Genomic DNA, 22,280 nt, shown 5'->3' with positions numbered 1-22,280 from the left:
TTATTTTGTCGCTTCAATAAGGTATTTACTGTCGATATTAGGCGCATAACTCTTTGGAACATCTGATTGTTTCAACTCGCCAATATTGACTAAGAATTTAGCAATATCTTGAGTTGCTTTAGCTAAGCCAGAGTTTTCATCGTTTGGTGTCGCACCTAAATATTTTTCAGTGGCTTGATCTTTCAGAGGAATATACTCAATACCAGCAAGTGTGGTTTCGACTTGATCATATGGAAGGCTTAAATATTTAGAAATTTTTTGGGAAGCAGCTTTAGGATCTTGTTTATATTCATCAACTTGTTCTTGGTAAGCTTTCAAGAATTTAATTACAAGATCAGGGTGTTTTTCTGCAAACTCTTTACGGACAGCAAAGTTGTTGTAAACCAAAATGCCTTTTTCATTTAGCGTCGTTGTACGATAAATTTCTTTACCGCCTTCTTTTTCTAGCTGCTGAGTAAATGGTCCCCAAACATAGGCTGCATCAATATCACCACGTGTCCATGCAGAAACAATTTCAGCAGGCTTAAGTGGGATTAATTTGATTTTTGATTTATCAATTTTATTTAATGCAAGGGCCTGTTCTAAAGCATATTGCGCAGTGGAGTTTGCGGGGAAGGCAACTTTTTTACCTACCAGATCTTGCAGGTTTTTAATGTCAGGACGGACGATTAAACGTTCTGCACCAGAAATTAGACCTTCCAAACCAATGATTTCAATTGGTAGTCCACGAGTGATACCAGCAACAGCTGGGCTTGAACCAAAACGAGCAATATCAATTTCGTTTGCGGCGAAGTAATTAATTACATCTGCACCCGAAGCAAATTCAACCCACTTAATTTTTGTACCTAAAGCTTTTTCAAAATCTCCATCAGCTTTACCAAGAACCCAAACTCGTGGGCCGCCGCCCCAAGCAAACCGTACTTCTTTTGGAAGTTCAGCAGCAGACGCAGTTTGAGAAGCTTCTACCTTAGTTTCATTATTTTGCTGTGAATTATTTCCACAACCCGTTAAAAGTGCAAAGCTGAGAACCCCTAATGATAAGACCGCATTTTTAAAGTGAAAATGTGTTGCAAACAACATTATATTTCCAGTAATTTTCGAAATTTACTCGATCTTAGTGAAAATTTATGATTAATAAAAATATGAAAAAGTGGAATGGATATATGCAAAGATGAGTTTATATTTATGAATAAAAAAGCATTATTTATCACTTAAACTTGATAGTTGTCCTTTTAGTTAAAATTGGTGCATGAAAAAATAAGAACTTTTTAAAACTATTTACTTATAGGTTTAGTACATGATTAAACTTATTAATTAACCTAAGAATATTCAAAAAATTGCATGGCTCTTGAGATAAAGGATTACGTCAAAAAACCATGCAATTTATAAACAAAGTCTTTTAAAGACCTCGAAGCTTATTTAATTCGATACCATGTTTGGTTCCGTCCAATTGCAGAAATACCAATGTATCCACGAGCGGTAAGTTTTTGCCCATCTGGTGATACTGTTGCATTAAATTTATAAGTCTTATCTGACTGTGGGTCGAGGATAGATCCTTTGTCATATTTATTTTGACCTACACTTTTTAAATTTTTGACAATGGTTAAACCAATTAAAGATTTATTTTTGTAGGTACCTTCACACATCGTACATTTATTGGCTTCACTCGGAACGAGTATTTTTTCGATGTTAGCAGAGAGGTTACCATTTTTATCTTCGCTAAATTTTACCAGTGCTCTGGGTTCATTGGTTGCATCATCAATTGTTTTCCAAACACTGCCATGTAGTTTGTCTGAAGCAAATGAATGAATCGAATAAAAGCTGAGTAAAAGTAATAATAAATATTTTTTCATATCAATAGTTTCTCTAATTAAAAATGGGTGGCTTTAATCGCCAGAATGATTCATTTTAAATTTAACTTCACAATCTTCTTTATATTGAATCAATAAGATAAATAATATGTAAAGTTATAATCTATTTCGCGTAATATTATTTTGATCGTTTTTTTTATGCAATTGCGATAATGGACATAATCATTAAATGTGGTCTCAAAAGCTGATGATCAGATTATTAATAATCTTTAGAATTAGGAGGGAGTAGACTGGTATACATTGTGATAAATGATGACAAAATATGTGTTTAAGGGAAATGAAAACATCAACTACTTTTTAAATTGGTTGGATTGCGTGTAATTCATCACAAATTCTGAAAAATAATATGAAAATCATTTGTTTAGTATGGATTGACAGTCCGCAATATTAAGTTTTATAACTAAACCATCCTGAAAACTGTTTCTTTAGTAAGAACAGAGAAATAACAATATAAAGATGAATAGATATTAGAACGAAAATATAAGGAGAAGAAATGAAAGTCATTAAATACGCCTTATTTTCTCTTATGGGAATGCTGATAATAAATAGTGCAGATGCTGGAAATACATCTACAGCATTAAAGGTCAGTTTAACCATTGTAGAAACATGTGAAGTTTCCACCCAAGGAAATTTAGATTTTGGTTCAGTTGTTCGCTCTCAGCCAGTTGCTGGTGCAAGAACGGATGTATCTGTCCAATGTAGTCAAAATACACCGTATCAATTGGCGGTAACTTCAGACAATAACTTTGAACTTAAATCTGCTGCAAGCACAGCATCTGTTGCATATGTACTCTATCAAGATGCTGGTCATACCCAAATTTGGGGAGGATCGGGAAGTAAAATACGTTCAGGAATTGCGACAGGAATGAAAGAAATTATTCCTATTCATGGGGCAATTACATCAAGTACCAATGTTCAGGCAACCAAGTATGAGGATTGGGTTCGTGTGAATGTCATATATTAACAATAGAAAAAATAATGATGAATATAAGAACCACTGAAACACTTAACAAATCAGTAGCAACCGATACTCGCCATCCTTTTCAATAGGTGCCCTATGAACACAAGGTAAAACCTGCTGTGTAGGATGGTCTACAGCCAAACGCCACAAATGTCCTGTGCCTAAATTTACAGGTTGGGCGTTAAGTTTAGGTTGATAATGTAAATCAAAAAAATACTCTGCCAAGAAAGCTTCAAATTCAGCATCTGGGCCATCATGTAATTCTTTGAGCTTGTTTCTAATTTCTGGGATTAAAACTTTTTGTTCAACCTGATCATTGGGCACAATATCGCTAGCAGCGCCGTGATAAGTACATAAAAAGGTGTCGGTTTCAATTGGGGAGCGATCAACATGAAATGAATATACGTCTGTTGAAATGAAATCTAGCTCTTCATCGCGCTCATAATGTTTAAGTAAGTTAAGTACTGGCGATGCACCAAATTCAGTTAACTGCTCGATATCTTCTAAAATAGTTTTCCTTGCCAAATTGCCTTGTTCTGAAAGCTGTAGCGCTAAAAGGTCTTCAACGGAAACTTCTGTAATATTTTCTTTTAAATGAAGTTTATTCACAATTTCTTTAAAGTCACCAACCAAATTTCTGTGCCAACACATCGCATTTGCCTCTCCTTGAAACTTTGTACTTATAAGTTCAGGGAAACTAGAAACTTGTCTAATTTGATTGTTGTCAGAAAATGCATTCTTCATATGAGAATTAAATAAAATAATAGAGCATGTCTAATATTATAGCCTGAGCTTAGTCGAAAATATTCTAGTCCAGCTTATTAAGCCGATTTAACCTTACTCCAGAAGAACGTTATTTGCCTCTGAAGTAAGGTTATTAGAAGTCGACTGATCTATTTACCACTCATATTTCACGCCCACTCGAAAATTGGTTGGAGCGCCGTAATAGCTATTTGTCGTCGCTAAATGGTATTTCTCATTAAATAAGTTATTAACATTAAAATTGAGCATAAGATTATTGTTCACTTTATAACGTGCCATTAAGTCGACTAAAGCGTAACTTTCTTGAGTGAATCTACCCGTTGCAGAGACTGCATTTTTTTCATAAATTTCACTTTGCCAACGAACACCGCCGCCAATGGTGAGGGCTTCATCAAGATAAGGTAGGGTATAGGTGGTAAATAGTTTAGCTGTGTTATTTGGTACACCTGTATTTAATCGGTTGTCTTGGCTATCTTTTGATAAGTTACGGCTAAAGCTTGTTGAAACTTGCCATAAATCAGTCAACTTACCTGTCGCTTCAATTTCGAAGCCGCGGCTTTCAGTGCCAGATTCTGTTCGATATGCTTGAGAACCATCTGGGGCAAATACATCGGTTAACGCGACAGCAGTATTGTCCTCTTTAGTTTGATAAATAGCAGCTCCGACATTTAACTGATTATCAAAAAATTCACCCTTAATACCCAGCTCGGTACTATTACCTATTAATGGGTCTATGTATTCGCCTGTAACGGCTTTCTTATCTTGCGGTGAAAAAATATTGGTGTAGCTTGCATACGCAGTCCAGTTGTCAGTGAAATCATAGGTAACACCGACATATGGAATGACTTTGCCGCTTTCTTCTTGTGTTGTATAGGTAGTCTTATTGTTAGCATCTGAATGGTTACCCGTTACGCGCTCCCAGTCTTCTACACGTGTGCCTAAAATGACCGCAAGATTATCGGTTGCTTTAAGACGAATGGCACCAAAAATAGATTGGCTACGATCATCTCCACTGTACCAACCATCTATTTTTGTTTCGGGGCGGTTAGGTGTACTACCATCCCAAGCAAAAATATCGTTTAGAGTTCCATCCCATGTCATTTTATCGTCAACTGTGTTATTCCAGCCCGAATAGGTAGGGCGTTTATTTTTACTTTTTGTGTAGGTTGTGCCGAGTACTACATCATGAGTTTGATTAAACAAATCAAATGAACCGTTTAAGGTTAAATTAAATAAATCTTGAGTTGGGCGATAATCCCAACGGGTTGCATACAACATCGCTCCGCTACCTGTGGCTTTATCAATCCCTTGACTTGAGTAGGTATAACCCACAATTTCGTCTGAGTCTGTAATGGTTCTAGACACCACACCTTTTAATTTCCAGCGGTCATTTAACTTGTGTTCAATATCTGCAAAGTAAGATGTAGTAGAACGGTCAGAACCCGTCCAACTTGCTGCGGCTGAATCTGAACGTGACCAGTCGATTAAACTCCCGTCGGTATAAAAGCTTGGTAAGCCACCTCTAGCAACGCCAGTCATGTCAATTTGTTGGTAACTAACACCTAAACTACCTTTGGTTTGGTCGGTTAAATCGGCTTCTACTACGGCATAAGCCACTTTACGCTCTTCGTTGTAACGGTCGATATAAGAGTCTGATTTTTGGTAGGCAAACAGGGTACGACCACGAATACTTCCTGATTCATTAAGCGGTGTAGAAACATCAATATCGGTACGGTAAGAATCCCAAGAACCAATGTCAGCACTCACCGAAGCTTTAAAGTCCTGTAATGGTTTTTTGCGGACCAGATTAATACTTGCGCTTGCACTTCCAGCACCCGTCATTAAGCCATTTGCACCTCGCACAACCTCTACACGGTCAAATAAAGCCATGTCCTGACTTTGGAAAATACTTGAATATGAACTCATGAGCTTCACGCCATCGAGTAAATAACTATCTACTTCTTTACCGCGAGCGTAAATAGGGGAATTATCACTACCAATATTTCCGCCTTGTTTAATAGAGAGTCCTGCCGCCTGACTGACAACATCGGTTAATTGTGTCAGGTTTTGATCTTTCATTTGTTGGTTGGTGATTACACTGACCAGTTGAGGTGTTTCTTTCAAACTTAAAGCTAAGCCTGTAGAAGCCGTGGTGGCTTTCGCCGTATATAAACCAGAACCTTCGGTTGTTAGGTTTTCACCATGATCTGCATTAATGTGAATTGTTGCTAAATGAGCCGTACCCGTTTCACCATTCGCCGTATCAAATTCATTATTGTTATTTGCTTTGGTTTTAATCGTTTCCAACTGAAAGACTTTGGCTTCAATCGGAGCAGGAGAAGACTTCACTCGAATGCTATAGCCGCCATTGTTGACTTTAACTGCTTCAAATGGCTGATTTTGTAATAGCAGGCTTAAAGCATCGTCAACAGCGTAATTCCCTTTAAGCGCTTTGTTTTTTGTTTTTGAAAGGCTGGCATTATCGTAGCTAATGGTCGTACCTGTTTGAATCGCAAGTTGCTTAATGGCCTGATCAAGGGTGCTTTGATTAATTGAAATACTATAAGTTTGTGCAGCGTAAGCAGAGGTTGTGGTAAGCGCCGTGACCACCAATGGCGTACTCCACAGCACTGCACGTATAGCCAAAGCCAATTTACTTTTTGCTTGATAATCCTTCATGTGGTCTTCTCGACAGAGAGTGTATTTCTCTATTAGTCGAACCAGATCAAAAAAAGGGTCATGTTTTTTTATCTTTTTTTAATATTTAACAGATAAGGACTGTAATAGGTCAGTTCAAGTTGATGGCTATACGCCAAAGTTTCTAAGCTTTGCTGAGGATTTTTTAGAGAAAACACGCCAGAAATCTTAATATTTTTCAATTCTGGGTCGAGGCTATAGGTTCCTTTTTTATAACGGAATAGTTCATCCAACACTTTTTGTAGCGGCCACTGATCTACCACTAAAAGTTGTTGTGTCCAGTAAGGCTGATCATTATCGAGCGGGAGTGATTTTGAAATATATTTTTCATCAAAAAAAGCACGCTGACCTTGTTTTAATATCTGCCGTTTAGACGAGTTCTCTGGTTCAATTGCTACCGCGTGCTTATAGACTTTAACTTTTGTTTGTTCGCTACTTTCTTGCCTAACTGTAAATTGAGTACCTAGTGCTTCTACTGAACCATTCTTAGTTTCCACAATAAACGGCCGATGCTGAGGATCTTTTGCTGTCTCAATATAGATTTCACCATCAATCAGCTTTATCTGACGTGTCTCTTGCGTGAAATTCACATCGACATAGCAATTACTTGCCATAATCAGTTGTGAACCATCTTTTAATAGCACTTTCTTAATTTCGCCCACTTGGGTGTGGTAGTCGGACTGCCATTTTTCCCAAGGTATGCAATAGGCAGACAAGCCAACGATGACTAAACCTGAAAGGCTTAACAGCATATTGCGTTTTGCGGCGAGATTAAATTTTTGATTAGACTGAACCAAAGCTTGGGAAGGGAAGTTACCTGCAAGGTTTGTTAAGCCGTGGCTAAATTTTTCCATTTGCTGGAGTGCTAGTTGATGTTCTTTTTTTTCAGCTTTCCATTGCTCAAACTGTTGCTGCTGTAACGCTGTCATTTCCCCTGAATTCAAAAGTACCAACCAATCTGCGGCTGCATCTAAAACATGATGAGGGATTTTCGTAATATCTGACATAGGGTAGCAATTTAAGCGCGTTTAACGGGTTTAATTATAGAGGTCTATACATGCTAAAAAAGCTTGTTTCATATCTCTTTTTACAGTGGCCTCAGAAATATTGATTTTTTCACTAATTTCTCGGTAAGTCATGCCATCTAGTTGAGACATCAAAAACACTTGAGCCGTTCGGGTGGGGAGCTTTTCTAATATTAAATGAACCTGATACAAGGTTTCTTGAATATAAACTTCATGTTCGGCAGAGGGGTAATATTCTTCTGGAAGATGTTGTAGGGCATCGAGATAGAGACTTTCAATATGCTGACGCCGCCAATAATCAATCATGACATGCTTGGCGATTCCCATTAGCCATGCTTGTGGCTCTTTAATTTGTTTAAAACAATATTCACTTTTTAAAGCACGATAAAACACTTCCTGACTCAGGTCTTCAGATTGATGATGATGCTGAAGTTTATGTTTAAACCATGACAAGAGCGTGGTTTGCTGAGAACGGTAAATTTGGCTAAACCATACTTGTTTATCTACATTCAGGTTCATAGCAGAGGAGCCCACAAATTGGTAATGAGTAGCACAATTAAACAAACATTTAAGATATTCTTAAATAGTAATGATAATTATTATTAATATCAATCATTGAAACGATATATTCTAAAAATGGTAATGTTCTAATTTTTCACTATTTAAAGCCTGTACCTTCGTCGCTGAGGCATGTATCGTTAGAGAATAATACTTTAAAATTATAGGGTGATTGAAAAAGCAACATCATTCAATTAAACAACTGGACTGTACCACCACAATTAAAACAACACCGATCTCAAGACGAATCATATAAAGAACAAGGGAATAAAACATGAAGTTTTATTGGTGAATATTGAAAAGGAAAATCAATGAGCAAGATGGGGGTCTATGAAGAAATATTTTACGGTTGATTTATTTATGATAGCTTCATCTTACTTTAAAAAACGTCAGAAAAATTACCGCGCCGTAAAGGATCAGCAGCTTACAATCGCAGCAAAAGCGAATATCTTTATTTGCATTATTTTTTGCTTGTTTTGGACCATATATTTCGCATTTGCACAAATGTGGCTGATTGTTGGGATGGACATCTTTTTTACACTGATCTCCATATTTAGCCTTTTTCTCATTTATATAAACCGTGTTTCAGCGGGCATTCTTTTATCTCAAGTCGTTTTGCTTGTTTTTCCAGTGATTTTTTGCTTATTTTTTGATGTAGCTACAAGTGACCGTCCGCAGGTGGCTCAATTGTTTTTACCTGCTGGGGCGATATTGGGGTATTTAAATTACCGTAGAAATCCAAGCTTTTTACAAATCGTTTTAATTCTATTATCGATCGGGTGCTTTATATTTTTTAGTGGCAGCTCTTTTAATCTTGATAGCGCTATACCTTTGCCCGAAGATATTCGTGACCATGGTGGATGGATAGCGACATGTGTTGCTACCCTCATGATTTGTATTTCAATTTACACCATGCAATTAGAGATACAAACAGAAAATACCATGGTGCAAGACCTACGTTTAGCACTGGCTAAAGAACAATTTGAGCTTTTTTATCAACCGCAAATCAATGCTTCTGAAACACTAATTGGCGCAGAAGCTTTATTACGATGGCATCATCCTGTTTTAGGTTATGTTCCCACAAAAGATTTTATTCCCGCGGCCGAAACTTTTGGGTTAATGCCAGAGATTGGGGAGTGGGTATTGGCTCAAGCCTGTAAAGTTTTAAAAGATTGGAGTAAAAAAGACGAGACCAAAAATCTTACACTTTCAATCAATATTAGTGCTGATCATTTCATGCAACCAAACTTTGAGCAGAGTGTGATCGGGCTGATTCAGCAGTATGAGATAAATCCATCTCGACTCATATTAGAAATCACTGAAAATATTGCTTTAACGAATTGTGTAAGCATGATTGAAAAAATGCATATTTTATCTAAACAAGGGATTCAGCTTTCTCTTGATGATTTTGGTACGGGGTATTCATCTTTAAGCTATTTACAGAAGATGCCCATTAGACAAATCAAGATTGATCGTAGCTTTGTACAAGCAGCTTTGGATGATAAACGTAGTAATAAATTAGTTACCGGTATTATTAAAATTGGATTAGATTTGAACCTTCGTGTTTTAGTAGAAGGAATAGAAACCGCTGAACAATTTAGCACTTTTAAAAACAATGGCTGTACGGAGTTTCAAGGCTATTTATGGGGACGTCCAATGCCTTTAAAAGATTTTCTTGAACAATTACCGCATCTGAATAATTTTTGATGTTCTTCTTATGTTGTATTAGGTCTTTAAATAAAAAGAGAGCTTGAGCTCTCTTTTTTCTTAACTTCGTTATGTTTGTTTATTGCGTTTAGCCCAATGCTTTTTAAATTAACTGGAAACTAAAGGATATTACTTTTTATCCAAAGAGATAGTTCCAGGACCAGTGAACGCTAATAAAATGAATCCACCTATAATGCTTATATTTTTGTAAAAATTAATCATATTAGGATGAACGGCATCACCTGTCATATTCCAATACGCATGGCCGATGATTGCAGTTCCTAGTGTGTATAAAGCAAAAATTAAAGCAACTGGACGGGTAAAGAAGCCAAGCACAATAAGAAGAGAACCACCTACTTCCATTGCTACAGCAATAGCGGCTGCAAGAACAGGGACAGGGGTATGTAATGATTGCATGTAACCCACAGTGCCCTCAAACCCAATCAATTTTGGTATACCTGAGATGAGAAAAAGAGCAACTAGCAGTACACGTGCAAGTAATAATAAAATTGATCTGGCACTTTTTAGCTCAAAATATTGTAAGTTATTCATGTGAAATACACCTTATATGTATATTGTTGATAGTGTGATAGAGAGCACCTTTAATCGTTTTTGATAGTTCTAATTAGAGTGGTTGTACTCTTATAATTCTATATCGATAGCCGAATCAGCCCATACCAAACATGGTGTTCCTGAGTATGAGTATAGTATCACCTAGAATGTTTCACAATTGCGTCCTCTGAACCTAGATATCCTTGTCTTTAAAGAATTTCCTCATTCATTTGCTTATGAGCAGTTACGACCTATAAAACTGCAAAGATATTATTTAGAATAAATTTAAACTAACTAGCGATATGTAATAACAGCTAAACATTAATGATGAAAGATACGAATATTTATTAAACGGGTCACATCATGTCTAGCTTTAAAATAAATACACTTTTACTTTCGCTTATCTCTTGTTCGGTCTTTTTTACGGGTTGTAATGACAGTAACTCTTCTGATGATAATTCTGCAGCAAATCAAGAAATACCAGCAGCGCCAAAGGGCGTAGGATATGAAGATACCGCTCCTGTACCATCAAATATCACCACCATTGTAGATTCATGGATGACCAATCAACGTGGTGATGCGCGGTATGCAACGGTTGAAACAAATGCAGGTGTACGTGTGCTGAGTGGCTTTTTAGATGTATGGACACCCTCAAGTTTATTTGTAGATGCAGGCCAATCTGCGGAGGCAAAAGACGGCTTTCCGGCAGTAGTCGCATCAAACTGGACAGGTTTACCGGGTGACAGTACGGACGGTACAAAAAAGAATGCAGATGTATTGAACTACAATATTAATTATTCAATTCAGACCACCCATAAACGTACAGAAGAAGAAGCTATTCGTGCCTATTTAGATGATAGACGTGGAAAAAGCTATAGTGTCACGACAGGGATGGGAGCATTGACTGATCCATGGAGAAAGCTTACTGGGCAGACCACCACAATCAATTCAGTACCAGCCGATGCCGCACAAGTAAAATATGATGACAAAGGCAATAATAGTGGACTGACGACAGTTGATGGAAATGCCAACTTTGGAAAAGTCGTTGAATTTGTTCAAGCGATGGGAAATAACTCTTCGACAGAGTCAGCAAAGCGTTTTTATAAATATGCTCGCCCGTGGCGCTGGAGTTCAGAAGTTATTGTTGTACCGAGTTTAGAACCTGCAAAAAGTAGTACGCCAACAACGGACGGTGGTTTCCCAAGTGGGCACACAGCCGAAGCTGGCCGAAATGCAATTGCAATGGCTTATTTAGTGCCTCAGCGTTATCAAGAAATTATCGCTCGTGGTTTAGATTTGGGTGATTCACGTATTATTGCGGGAATGCATTCAGCCATGGACGTGATTGGTGGACGTCTTCAGTCCATTGCAGCAGATGTTGCAAACTTAAATGCTATGACTGTAGAGCAACGAAAAGAAGCGTATCTTCAAGCGCAAACACAGCTTATGAAAGAAACCAATAGCTCAACGTTTGAATCGTTTTATAGTTTGGCTAAAACACCTTATGACACTAATGACCATTTTGCCGATCTTGAAAAATTAAAACAACAGGTGAATCACTGGATGACCTATGGTTTTAACCAAATTGGCGATAAAACAAAAATAGCCACGGTGCCTAAAGGCGCAGAGGTTTTACTGGAAACTCGACTTCCTTATTTAACGGCCAATCAGCGCCGTGTAGTACTAAAATCGACTGCGCTTGCTTCGGGGTATCCTGTCATGGATGACGTTGAGGGTTATGGTCGCTTAAATCTGTTTAGAGCGGGCGCAGGTTATGGCAGTTTTGATGGTGATGTTAATCTGACTATGAATGCCAGTTTAGGTGGCTTTAGCCAATATGACCAATGGAGTAATGATATTACGGGTGCTGGGAAACTCACCAAATTAGGCACGGGAACTTTAGCACTGACTGGTAATAACTCCTTTACTGGTGGTATTGATTTAAAGCAGGGTGGTTTAGAAATATTGTCTGAACATGGGGCAGGCCAAGGCGATATTTATATGCATGAAAATAGCACCTTAAAAACCAACTCAGCTAAAACAGTTAACATTGCGGGTCATTTAACTCAGCTTGCAGGAACGACATTCAACATCACTTTAAAATCGAATGTACTTCCAGCAGTTCAAGTGGCAAATACCCTGACTTTAAATGGAACATTGCAGCTCGTCACAAAAGACAATTTAGCGGCAGGAACGTATACGGTGTTATCAGCTAAGAAAGTCCAAGGCACCTACAAAAAAGTGACACTGAATGGCAAGGATATTACGCCAATCTATCAAAATAATAGCGTTAAGTTCACGGTGTCATAAGCGTAACTGAGATAACCGACATCCATAGTTAAAATTTAATTGGGCCACTCCAGAAGTGTAATTAAACAATTTTGAAGAGTGGCCCGACTAAGCAACATGTTTGAATAATGGAAAAATATATCTACATACGAATTTTGCTATAGATAGATTTTACTTTCTCGGGACTAATTGCCAGCATGTGAATCGCGCCATGAATCATTCCGTCTAACAAATGAAAGTTCACCTGAATACCGGCATCCCACAGTTTTTGAGCATATCTTTCACCATCATCCCGAACGGGATCATATTCACAAATAAAAATGGTCGCATCCGGTAGCCCCTCTAAAGACTGAGCAAGTAACGGGCTTACAAGTTCATTCTGTTTTTCACTTTCATGCGGCACATATTGATCCCAGCAATAAACCATTGTAGATGAGTCCAAACCATAACCTTCGGCGTATTGGCTATAAGAATTACTACTCATCGTGGCATCTAAGGCTGGGTAGAAAAGAAGTTGATGGCTCACCTTAATTTCTGGATGTTGTTTTGCCATGAGACATGAGGCGGCAGCTATATTTGCGCCTGCACTATCTCCACCTACCGCCATACGGTTTGGATCAATTCCAAACAGTGAAGCATTTTCGCTGATATAGCGAAATGCCGTAAAAAAATCATTTAAAGGTGTTGGAAACTTAAACTCTGGAGCCAATCGATAGTCCACAGAAAACACAACCAGTTGAGTGGATTCTGCTAATAACCGACACGAGCGGTCCCATGCGTCTAAACTTCCCAGACACCAGCCTCCACCATGAGCAAAAACTAAAGCAGGTCGTTGTTCAGTGTTTTCTAATGAATGGGGAACATAAACACGCACTTCAATTTCGGCACCATCTGACACAGCCACATAAAAACTTTGCTGATAGCTTGCATCATGTTGAATGCCTTGCTGATCAATAATGTCTTTATTTACTTGTTCCCTTAGCTCTTGCAACGAGTTTACGGCTTGTGCGATTGGTCTGGATTTAAGCCAGTTTTCAATTTCAGCAAGTAGAGGCATGGCTTTTTTCCTGCTGTAAAAAATCTAAAATGAGAGTACTAAATGTTTCTGACTGTTCTTCCATAATGAAATGACCGCAGTCTTTTACAATCGCACTGGTTAAATGAGGTGAAACCTTTTTCATGGTTTCATAAGGCGCATTATCTGTGGCATGTTCAGCGCCTATGGCTAAAACTGGCATTTCTAAACTTTTAGTTTCTCTAATTTTATTTTGACGTATGGTCTCTGGAATAGAGCGGTAATAATTAAAACCTGCCGTTAAACGACCCGGAATTTTATAGGCTTCAATATAAGTTTCAGTCGCAACTTTATCTTTGTGCCACGACCATTTATCAAACATATAATTTAAATAAGTATCTTCACGGCCCGCGATTAAAGCTTCAGGTAAATCTAGGGTTTGGTTAAACATGAAGTGCCAAAGAAAGATATTTTCACTCGGCTCAACAAAAATAGGAGGTGCGGGTGCTAAACCGGGAATCACAGCTTCTGTTACCGCAAGACGAGTCACTGACTTAGGAAAGTCGGATGCAAGCGCATAGGCAACCCACATCCCAATATCATGACCAACAACCGAATAAGTTGGATATGCAAGTTGAGTCATGAGCATCGATAAAATTTTAGCAATACGCCCCGTATCATAACTTCCCTCAAGTGGAGCTGAATTTCCTGTTCCGGGTAAATCAATAGCGATTGCTTGATAACCCTGTTTCGCCAATTCAACCATGACTTTGTGCCACGCGTACCATGTTTGCGGCCAGCCTGGAATAAGCAATACAGCTGGACCTTCCCCTAAGGTGACATAGTGTAATTTTTTACTTTCGATGTGAGTGTAATGATGGTGGAATTCGTTATGCGAGTTTTCATTGAATAATTGAGTTTTCATGTTGAGTTCTCTTACGATTCCTTAAATACCTAATAACTGATTAATTTGAGTCTGATTCACAGGGGCAGCAGCAAAGTCATCAAACACTTTATCGGTGACATGAATAATATTTTGCTTAATAAACTCGGCACCTTCGCGCGCACCATCATCCTTATTTTTTAGGCAGCATTCCCACTCCAACGTTGCCCAGCCTTCGTAGTCGTAATGCGCTAACTTGGAAAAAATCGCTTTAAAGTCAACTTGCCCATCACCCGTAGAACGGAATCGACCCGCTCGATTTCCCCAGCTTTGATAGCCGCTGTACATTCCTTGGCGGCCTGTTGGATTAAATTCGGCATCTTTAACATGGAACATGCGAATGAAATCTTTATAGATATCGATATATTCCACATAGTTCAGTTGCTGCAAAACAAAATGGCTTGGGTCAAAAAGAATATGGCAACGTGGGTGGTTGTGAGTTCGCTCTAAAAACATTTCAAATGTAATGCCGTCATGCAAATCTTCACCGGGGTGAATTTCATAGCAAAGGTTTACGTCTTGTTCATCACAAGCATTCAAAATAGGAAGCCAACGACGTGCTAATTCATCAAAAGCCGTTTCGATAAGCCCTGATGGTCTTTGAGGAAATGGAAATACGTAAGGCCATGCCAGCGAACCAGAAAATGTCCCCATATCTTTGAGACCTAAGCGGGCAGATGCCTGAATTGAAGCGAGCATTTGTTGTTTTGCCCACTCGGTTCTAGCTGATGAATTACCATGTAAATGAGATGGAGCAAAGTTATCGCACATTGAGTCATAAGCAGGATGCACAGCCATTAACTGCCCAAAGATGTGTGTTGTTAACTCACTAATTTTTAAGCCATGATTGTTTAAAGTACCTAATATTTCATCACAATAATCTTGGCTTTCTGCTGCCAAATTGACATCAAATAAGCGCTTATCCCAAGCAGGAAGCTGTACCGCTTCAAAGCCTTGGCTTGATACCCAAGCAGCAATATCTTCTAGACGGTTAAAAGGAAAAACATCATCGCTGAATTGAGCAAGATGAATACTAGGGCCTTTGATGGTTTTCATAATAAAACCTAATTAGTTGTCGATCGACAAACAATAGGCTTAATTTTGGATAAAAACAACTTTTTATTGGAAAATCAAAACAAAACGAAAGTATTTTGAATAAATCTCATTGATTTATTTGTGAAAATATTTTTTTCGAATAATAATAAAAAGACGTAATAAATTTGATGAAGTGTCATTATGGCTGGCAGACCAAGAGAGTTTGATCGAGAAGAAGCCCTCGTAAAGGCGAGAGATTTTTTCTGGCTTCATGGCTATGAAGGTACATCCATGTCAGATTTAGTTGAAGTTTTAGGGATTGCCTCAGCTCGAATTTATAAAGCATTTGGCTCGAAAGAGGCTTTGTTTAGAGAGGCCGTAAATCACTACGAAAAAAATGAAGGTAACTTTGCCTTAAACGCTTTAAAGCAAAAAAATATTAAAGATGCCATCAGCCAATTATTTCAAGATGCACTAGCGCTTTACACGCAAGCCAACCATTCGTATGGATGTATGGTTGTGTCCGCAGCGAGTGTGCTAGGCGAAGAAAACCAAGCTGTTTTGGATTGGATGAAAGCACAACGTATTGCACGAGGGCAGAGTCTGGTCGATCGATTTGTTCAGGCAAAATCAGACGGTCAATTAGTGGCTGAAGCAAATCCTGAAACGCTGGGGCAGTATTACGCACTTGTTCTTCATGGATTATCTGTTCAAGCAAGAGATGGATATTCACCAGAAGAGCTTTCTCAGGTGATTCATTTTGCATTAAAAAATCTAGATCAATATGTTATAAATTATTGATTAATTTGTAGTTGTTTGATTTGTGGTGCTTTGAAAGAATTCTAAATATGATGGAATTAGTTTTGCAAAGAGCTAAGAGAACTTTGCTTTAAGATGGAGTAGGAACTATATCAATAGCTTGAATATAATAATTTTGCAGCAAAACCTATGAAGAAAAAACCAATAAGCATATTTCCCAAAATAGAAAGTATTCTATTTCCTTTTAAACGGCTAACTAAATATGCACCGCAAAATACTAAAAAACTAAGATAAATCAATGTGATTGTAAGCATTACGGTAGTGAGTATTATAAAGGCTATCCATATGTGTGGAGCATGAATATTAATGAATTGGGAAAAAAAGGAAATATGAAATAGAAGTGTTTTCGGATTGAGGAGAGTTACCAGCATTCCTTGTCCTATTATCCCACTATCATCTTTTAATTCTGTTTCTTCTATTTCATTTTTTACTTTTGGTTTTATAAGAGAATAAAGTGTTTGCACACCTAAATAAAAGAGATACGCTGCTCCAGCATATTTTATTGTGTTAAATAAAAAGGGAGTAGAGCTAATTACAGCCGCAAGACCGCCCCAAGCCATGAATACTAATAATACATCACTCAGAACAATGGATAGAATTGCCGCGAACCCTTTTCTTACTCCGCTTTTAATACTTGTCTTAATGACGAACATCGTTTCAGGACCGGGAGCGAGTATTATTAACGTTACACCCAACAAATAAGTCCAAAAATTTATAATGCCAAAATTAGAAAGCATAAATCCATCTTAAATTTATGAAATTAATCATGTTTTTTAATTAATAAACTCGTAAAAGCTATGTAGATGGGAATACCATAGTTTTTAAGCTTAAATTATTTTTACAATCAATAAAATTAAGAGAGTAGTTAATATTGGAAGACACGGCAAAATACTTTGTCTTTATTACTTTAAGATACATAGATTGCCATTATTTGAAAAAATTAATTTCCAATTTTATGGTTTTTGATTTGAACTTACTCTACTATATAGGAAATGTTTGTTTCCTATGTGGTGACTAATCAGTGAATGTAGAAAATACGAGTAGAGGAAGGCCAAGAGAATTTGATCTTGATAATGCCTTAGATAAAGCAATGGATGTATTCCGTTGTCAGGGATTCCATGCAACAAGTATATCTGACCTAAGTAAAGCTATGAATTTAACAGTGGGTAGTATTTATAAGGCATTTGGTGATAAACATAATCTTTTTTATCAGGTATTTAATCGTTATCTTCTGCTACGAAAAAAAGAATTAAATGAATATTTAAGCCATGTAAATACAGGTTATGAAAAGATTCAGAACTTATTAAATTTTTATATTGATTCTGTTAAAGAGTTAGAAGGTAAAAAGGGATGTCTTGTTGTTGGTAGTGCGATTGAAATCGAAGTACTAAATCATGAATTAACTAGAGCAATAGAATTTGCTTTAAATAAAAATTTATCAAATATCAAAAAACTTATTGAAGAGGGTAAAGCTGACGGCTCTATTAATCAGGAGTTGAATGTTGATCAAGCTGCTTCACTCTTACTTTGTCTGGTGTTAGGAATTAGAGTCGCAGGAAAAACATCATCTACAAGTCCTAATGATTCTATAATTTCATTAATTATGAAGTTGTTCACTTAAAAAATTTGATAATTTGGGAAATGATTGTTTCCTAAATAAACCTTGGAGAGTAGCTATGAATATATTAAATCGTAATTTTGCTATTGCTGATGGGATACGCTATCAGTACTTAACTACTGTGAATAACGCTAGTTCAGATACAATTCTTTTGTTAGCTGGATTTCCACAAAGTAGTTATGCATGGCGTAAGGTAATCCCTCTTCTTGCTGAAGATTACTCAGTAATTGCTGTTGATCTTCCCGGACAGGGAGATACTGACTATCCTGTTGATGGTTATGATACTAATAGCATTTCCTTAAGACTCAAAAAACTCTTAGATTCATTAGAAATTAAAAGATTTCATCTTGTAGGTCATGATATTGGTGCATGGGTAGCTTTTTCTTTTGCTAATAATTTTCCAGAAACAGTCCAATCCTTATGTTTGTTAGATGCAGGTATTCCAGGAGTAACACTTCCTGAAGCATTACCTGTAACACTTGATAAGGCATGGAAAACTTGGCACTTCTCATTTCATATGGTTCCTGACCTTGCTGAAAATCTAATTCAAGGTAAAGAAGCTATATATTTAGATTGGTTTTTAAGGAAGAAAGCAGCAAATCCTTTTATTTTTGAAGAAAAAGATATGCAAGAATATCTAAGAATTTTCTCTAAGTCTGGAAGCTTTAGAGCGGCAATGCAGTTCTATCGTTCCGTAGACCAGTCGGCTCTTCAGAATAAACGGCATATGCAAAATGCCAAATTATCAATGCCTTTATTAGCAGTCAGCTCTGATCAAGGTTCCATACCTGATATGGCTACACCATTAAAAAACTTTTCTAAGAATATTGTTCAAGGGATTAAGATTGAAAATTGTGGACATTTTATTCCCGAAGAGCAACCTGAAGTTTTTGCGAATCATTTGCTCAGTTTTATTAAAGAAAATACTTAAATTTTCTCAATATAAAACTGTCTCTACAGAGGCAGTTTTATATGATAACTGAAGTTAGAACTTCCTAACTATATGTAGAGGCCCTTTTTAATAATGATTTAATGAGGAAAAGCATTTATGACTGAGTTAGGTGGAGAGTCCGCTAAATATGGTATGCAGATTTTTGGAGAACATGGTGATTACATTTCTGAAAATGGAATGGGGCAGATAGCGCGGGATATTCACAAGAAAAACTTTCTCAGGTAATTCATATTTTTCATACCAAACTTTCGTTCAAACAGTTAGGGATTTGAAGAGAGTTAGAATTTTAGTGTATTAAAAAATTGACATAGTGTGATTGTGGTTGAGTACAGCAATGTCAAAAAAAAAAGAAAAAATGAAATTACTATTCCTCTAGGAAGTGTTTTACAGGTACAGCCCTTTTGACATCAAAAATGGCTGATCATTATTGTGAGGGAAGGGACATATGCGTTTTTCATTGCCAGCTAAAATTGCAAATAATATTGATCGTTCGGGTTTAATAAATAGTATGCCTTTCAATCCAGATACGTCATTGAGTACGCCTCAAGGAAAATATACCTGTGTTCACTATGGAATTATGATTCCAAATTTACCTGAACCTTTTAATTTCCTAAATATTATTGTGGTTGTGGGTCAACCTCAAGTTAAGCTATTTCGAAATCAACATTTAATCAAGACAAGTGATGTAGATACGGCTAACGTTTTAATCGGTACAGCTACTGGAACCCCTGATCACTTTAATGGCTATAGTGTAGAAAAAGATTGCACACTAGTGACTAATGGTAGCTATTTAAAGTTTGGCAATGATGTGACGATTGAAGGAACATATCCCGAATTTCATGCTCACCGTGAAGGCCACAACTTTAATTTTGATTTAAAGCTTCGTGCAACAGATAAAATTGCACACTTCACGAATCTTGTGGGTGGTTTATATGACCATTGGGCTTTGCTGTGTGAGTACGAAGGATATGTAGAGCAAGCGGGTGTAAAAACAGAAATTAAGGGTTTATGTACTTACGAATATGCTCGTGGAATTAGTGTCAAACTTCCCATTAACTTTTTTACCTATCAAATTTTAAATATTGATGAAAAAACCCAAGTCCTATTTGTGGATTCGTTTGGTCCATTAGGTTTAACGTTGCAAAGTAGAGTCTATGTGCGCTCTCTAGATGACCATGGCGGAATTTATTCTCGTGGTTTTAAATCTATTGTTCATGAATATGAGCCTGAAAGAGTTACGACGCCAGATGGAATTAGTATGCGTTTACCACATAAATTTAGTTGGCAAGTGGATGATGAACATGGAAATCTTCTCATTAAAATCGATGGTATTACTAACCGTGACTTTAAGTATGGTATGGCAGGAGGCTATGCGGGAAGTTACCAATATACTGGGCTATTTAAAGGGAAACCAATAGAAGGTAGAGCCTATATTGAATACATAGACCCGAAATAATCTTAAAATTTAATCAAGCACTTGTCTTCAATACGCTCTGCTTTTTACATCGGGTCGGGGCGTTTTTGAAAATTACATTTACATGTATAAGAGCTGAAAACTTACGGTTCATACTGAATAAAAACTTTATTGTTAACTTACTTAGATGGTATTTTACTCAGCTATTGCTTTGTTTTCGATTGAGTTTGTAATTGTGAGCATGTCTATAAAAGAATCAAAAATTCGTAGTGATGCGGGCATCTTTCCTTGGCTAACTTATTTAACAATGAAAGACATGGGATTAGATACGGATGCTATCTTCTCAAGTGTTAATTTTTTAGAGCATGCACTGAATATCCCAGATAAAAACGTAAGATATGACAATCGTATTCAAGAGAAATTTTGGGCTGCTGCTGAAAAGGTCAGTGGTAATAAAGATATTGGGTTAGTCGTAGGCGGGCGAATGCCTGTACTACGTGGCGATTTATTTGAATATGTATTCTTAAGTAGTGCTACTTTCGGTCAAGGTTTAAATACAGCAATAAAATATTATCATCTATTTACCAGTGCATTTGATGTTTTAAAGCTTGAGGTAAAAGGAGAGGATGCTTACTTGATTGGTTTAGAGCATTCTATTCGGCACTATTTAGAATGTGCGATCTCAGTTTTATTAGCATATTTAAAACATGTTTCTAATGAAAAATTTAAGCCTTTAGAAGTGTGGCTGACTTATCGTGAAGGTGCGGATGCAAAGCGATATCAAGAGATCTGGGGATGTCCTGTATATTTCAATATGCCTGAAGGGTGTATCAAGTTTAATGCCGGTATTCTAAATGACTCTTCTGTGGCGGCTAATAAAACATTAAATAAAATCCATGAGACTATTATTGAAGAATCTTTAACTCAGATAGAAAAGCATGAACTGGTTTTTAAAATCGAAAATACTCTTCAAGATCAACTAAAATCAGGAAATTTTAAAATAGATGATATTGCTAAAACACTCAATATCACTTCAAAAGCCTTAAGAACTGACTTAAAAGAAATTGGTACGAGCTATGAAAAAGTATTAAATGAATACCGTCAAAAGCTTGCACGAGATTTGTTAGAAAACACACAGTTAAAAAGTGATGAGGTGGTTTACTTGCTAGGCTTCTCTGAGCCTTCAGCTTTTTCTAGAGCATTCAAATATTGGACTGGTGAAACTCCTTCACAATATCGGAAACGTAAAAGTAAAAAGATTATTACTCTTTAAATGTATTTGACTTAATCATGAGTGGTAAACCAAGGTCAGATAATAAACCCGTCCGTGAATTTGGAACACTTTTTCTCTCTAAATCAATAAGCTCAATAAATTTTTTATTAAATTGTTTTCTAGGGTATTTTTCTAAAATTTCATTTCTAAAAGAGACGGGGAGTCTATAGAGACCGTCACTAATCACATCACAGGATGCGCCTTGCTGTAATAGAGTAATTTCAGCTGGGTCAGAATGATCTATATAGCCATTCATATGTAAGCAGATGGCATCTCTAATAACTTCACTTTTCTTCTCATCAAAGCTATGTTCTTTAGCCTTTAGCTCAAATTGTTTAGCGCTCTCATAGGTAAAACAGTTACAACCTTTACTATGAATATGTTGCTCAGTTAATCCAATATCATGAAAAAGTGAGGCTATTAAAAGTGATTCATGGTCAAATTGCTGTTTTTGTATATTGCCTAAGGCAGCTCCCCAGAAGTAGGTCCGCCATGAATGATTGTAGATAGATATATTTGCTTTTGCTTCTAGTTCATCAAGTGCGACTTTAACCATTTGAGTATCTGGTATTACGATCTGATTCATATCAAAATCGTTGGAAGTTTTGAATCGAAAGTAATTTATTTTTATAGAGGCCATAATACTTGGCAGCATAATTTTTTGAATTAACTTAATTTTCTCTTTAAAGCTAAGCTGACCATTTGTAGCTTGCATCCAGTTATATGAACCAATTCTTATAGTTTTCATTAGTAGATCTCATTTTAGAGCAATTACTCTAAAATATTGCC

General features: G+C 36.9%; 21 protein-coding genes. 9 read left to right on the top strand and 12 right to left on the bottom strand.

The annotated features are described in order from the left end of the window. Together AC07M3_RS04200 and AC07M3_RS04195 are read right to left on the bottom strand one after the other, a co-directional pair. On the bottom strand, positions 1-1,080 hold the full coding sequence (locus tag AC07M3_RS04200; protein WP_494566617.1) for a taurine ABC transporter substrate-binding protein: 1,080 nt from the start codon (positions 1,078-1,080) through the stop codon (positions 1-3). Positions 1,081-1,415: 335 nt separating this feature from the next. Beyond that, on the bottom strand, positions 1,416-1,853 hold the full coding sequence (locus AC07M3_RS04195; RefSeq protein ID WP_199990884.1) for a DUF2147 domain-containing protein: 438 nt from the start codon (positions 1,851-1,853) through the stop codon (positions 1,416-1,418). A gap of 511 nt (positions 1,854-2,364) precedes the next feature. Between AC07M3_RS04195 and AC07M3_RS04190 the strand changes: the two genes are divergently transcribed. Continuing rightward, positions 2,365-2,835 carry a Csu type fimbrial protein gene (locus AC07M3_RS04190; RefSeq protein ID WP_494566616.1) on the top strand — a complete coding sequence of 157 codons (471 nt, stop codon included), beginning with the start codon at positions 2,365-2,367 and terminating at the stop codon, positions 2,833-2,835. Between the two features lie 42 nt (positions 2,836-2,877). On the opposite strand, the gene AC07M3_RS04185 is transcribed toward AC07M3_RS04190, so the two are convergent. The 4 genes from AC07M3_RS04185 to AC07M3_RS04170 all read right to left on the bottom strand — a co-directional run bounded on the left by AC07M3_RS04185 (position 2,878) and on the right by AC07M3_RS04170 (position 7,835). Continuing rightward, the gene (locus AC07M3_RS04185) at positions 2,878-3,576 is read right to left on the bottom strand and encodes a DUF1826 domain-containing protein (protein WP_494566615.1); all 699 of its coding nucleotides are present in this window, start codon (positions 3,574-3,576) and stop codon (positions 2,878-2,880) included. Positions 3,577-3,729: 153 nt separating this feature from the next. Beyond that, positions 3,730-6,273 (bottom strand): TonB-dependent siderophore receptor, encoded by a 2,544-nt coding sequence (locus AC07M3_RS04180; RefSeq protein ID WP_494566614.1) that lies wholly within the window; start codon positions 6,271-6,273, stop codon positions 3,730-3,732. A 68-nt stretch (positions 6,274-6,341) separates the two neighbouring features. After that, entirely contained in the window at positions 6,342-7,298 is a 957-nt protein-coding gene (locus tag AC07M3_RS04175; protein ID WP_494566613.1) for a FecR domain-containing protein, read from the bottom strand. A 30-nt stretch (positions 7,299-7,328) separates the two neighbouring features. Beyond that, positions 7,329-7,835: a sigma-70 family RNA polymerase sigma factor gene (locus AC07M3_RS04170; protein WP_375036816.1), complete on the bottom strand. Its 507-nt coding sequence runs from the start codon at positions 7,833-7,835 to the stop codon at positions 7,329-7,331. A 369-nt stretch (positions 7,836-8,204) separates the two neighbouring features. Between AC07M3_RS04170 and AC07M3_RS04165 the strand changes: the two genes are divergently transcribed. After that, positions 8,205-9,581: an EAL domain-containing protein gene (locus AC07M3_RS04165; protein ID WP_494566612.1), complete on the top strand. Its 1,377-nt coding sequence runs from the start codon at positions 8,205-8,207 to the stop codon at positions 9,579-9,581. Positions 9,582-9,710: 129 nt separating this feature from the next. Here AC07M3_RS04165 and AC07M3_RS04160 read toward each other — a convergent pair whose 3' ends face one another. Next, positions 9,711-10,133, bottom strand: coding sequence for a DoxX family protein (locus tag AC07M3_RS04160; protein ID WP_494566611.1), 423 nt, complete (start codon positions 10,131-10,133; stop codon positions 9,711-9,713). A 363-nt stretch (positions 10,134-10,496) separates the two neighbouring features. On the opposite strand from AC07M3_RS04160, the gene AC07M3_RS04155 reads away from it, so the two are divergent. Beyond that, positions 10,497-12,443 (top strand): acid phosphatase, encoded by a 1,947-nt coding sequence (locus AC07M3_RS04155; protein ID WP_494566610.1) that lies wholly within the window; start codon positions 10,497-10,499, stop codon positions 12,441-12,443. 121 nt (positions 12,444-12,564) lie between these two features. Here the strand turns inward: AC07M3_RS04155 and AC07M3_RS04150 are convergent, their stop codons facing one another. From AC07M3_RS04150 to AC07M3_RS04140, 3 genes are read right to left on the bottom strand one after another with little or no spacing between them, the layout of a single operon-like run. After that, positions 12,565-13,479: an alpha/beta hydrolase gene (locus AC07M3_RS04150; protein WP_494566609.1), complete on the bottom strand. Its 915-nt coding sequence runs from the start codon at positions 13,477-13,479 to the stop codon at positions 12,565-12,567. Further along, a complete protein-coding gene (locus AC07M3_RS04145) occupies positions 13,463-14,362 on the bottom strand; it encodes an alpha/beta fold hydrolase (protein WP_494566608.1) in 900 nt (299 codons plus the stop codon). Before AC07M3_RS04145 ends, AC07M3_RS04150 begins: the two co-directional genes overlap by 17 nt. A gap of 21 nt (positions 14,363-14,383) precedes the next feature. Then, the gene (locus AC07M3_RS04140; protein ID WP_494566607.1) at positions 14,384-15,436 is read right to left on the bottom strand and encodes a sugar phosphate isomerase/epimerase family protein; all 1,053 of its coding nucleotides are present in this window, start codon (positions 15,434-15,436) and stop codon (positions 14,384-14,386) included. 180 nt (positions 15,437-15,616) lie between these two features. Here AC07M3_RS04140 and AC07M3_RS04135 point away from each other — a divergent pair, with 180 nt between their 5' ends. After that, positions 15,617-16,216 (top strand): TetR/AcrR family transcriptional regulator, encoded by a 600-nt coding sequence (locus tag AC07M3_RS04135; protein WP_494566606.1) that lies wholly within the window; start codon positions 15,617-15,619, stop codon positions 16,214-16,216. 110 nt (positions 16,217-16,326) lie between these two features. On the opposite strand, the gene leuE is transcribed toward AC07M3_RS04135, so the two are convergent. Beyond that, positions 16,327-16,971: a leucine efflux protein LeuE gene (leuE, locus tag AC07M3_RS04130; RefSeq protein ID WP_494566605.1), complete on the bottom strand. Its 645-nt coding sequence runs from the start codon at positions 16,969-16,971 to the stop codon at positions 16,327-16,329. 284 nt (positions 16,972-17,255) lie between these two features. On the opposite strand from leuE, the gene AC07M3_RS04125 reads away from it, so the two are divergent. The 5 genes from AC07M3_RS04125 to AC07M3_RS04105 all read left to right on the top strand — a co-directional run bounded on the left by AC07M3_RS04125 (position 17,256) and on the right by AC07M3_RS04105 (position 21,491). Next, positions 17,256-17,855 (top strand): TetR/AcrR family transcriptional regulator, encoded by a 600-nt coding sequence (locus tag AC07M3_RS04125; RefSeq protein ID WP_199990871.1) that lies wholly within the window; start codon positions 17,256-17,258, stop codon positions 17,853-17,855. Positions 17,856-17,910: 55 nt separating this feature from the next. Then, entirely contained in the window at positions 17,911-18,783 is an 873-nt protein-coding gene (locus tag AC07M3_RS04120; RefSeq protein ID WP_494566604.1) for an alpha/beta fold hydrolase, read from the top strand. A gap of 117 nt (positions 18,784-18,900) precedes the next feature. Next, positions 18,901-19,029, top strand: coding sequence for a hypothetical protein (locus AC07M3_RS04115; RefSeq protein ID WP_494566603.1), 129 nt, complete (start codon positions 18,901-18,903; stop codon positions 19,027-19,029). Positions 19,030-19,249: 220 nt separating this feature from the next. Next, positions 19,250-20,260, top strand: a complete 1,011-nt coding sequence (locus AC07M3_RS04110; protein ID WP_494566602.1) for a DUF6670 family protein — start codon at positions 19,250-19,252, stop codon at positions 20,258-20,260. A 199-nt stretch (positions 20,261-20,459) separates the two neighbouring features. Beyond that, positions 20,460-21,491 (top strand): AraC family transcriptional regulator, encoded by a 1,032-nt coding sequence (locus tag AC07M3_RS04105; protein ID WP_133746377.1) that lies wholly within the window; start codon positions 20,460-20,462, stop codon positions 21,489-21,491. Here AC07M3_RS04105 and AC07M3_RS04100 read toward each other — a convergent pair. Further along, positions 21,481-22,239 carry an HD domain-containing protein gene (locus AC07M3_RS04100; RefSeq protein WP_494566601.1) on the bottom strand — a complete coding sequence of 253 codons (759 nt, stop codon included), beginning with the start codon at positions 22,237-22,239 and terminating at the stop codon, positions 21,481-21,483. The two genes, AC07M3_RS04105 and AC07M3_RS04100, sit on opposite strands and share 11 nt — an antisense overlap. Between the last annotated feature and the right edge of the window lie 41 nt (positions 22,240-22,280).

It is taken from the genome of Acinetobacter sp. GW821-FHT09D10, from assembly GCF_059416285.1.
Note: the sequence above shows the minus strand (reverse complement) of the source record. Positions and strands in the feature narration are given on the sequence as shown.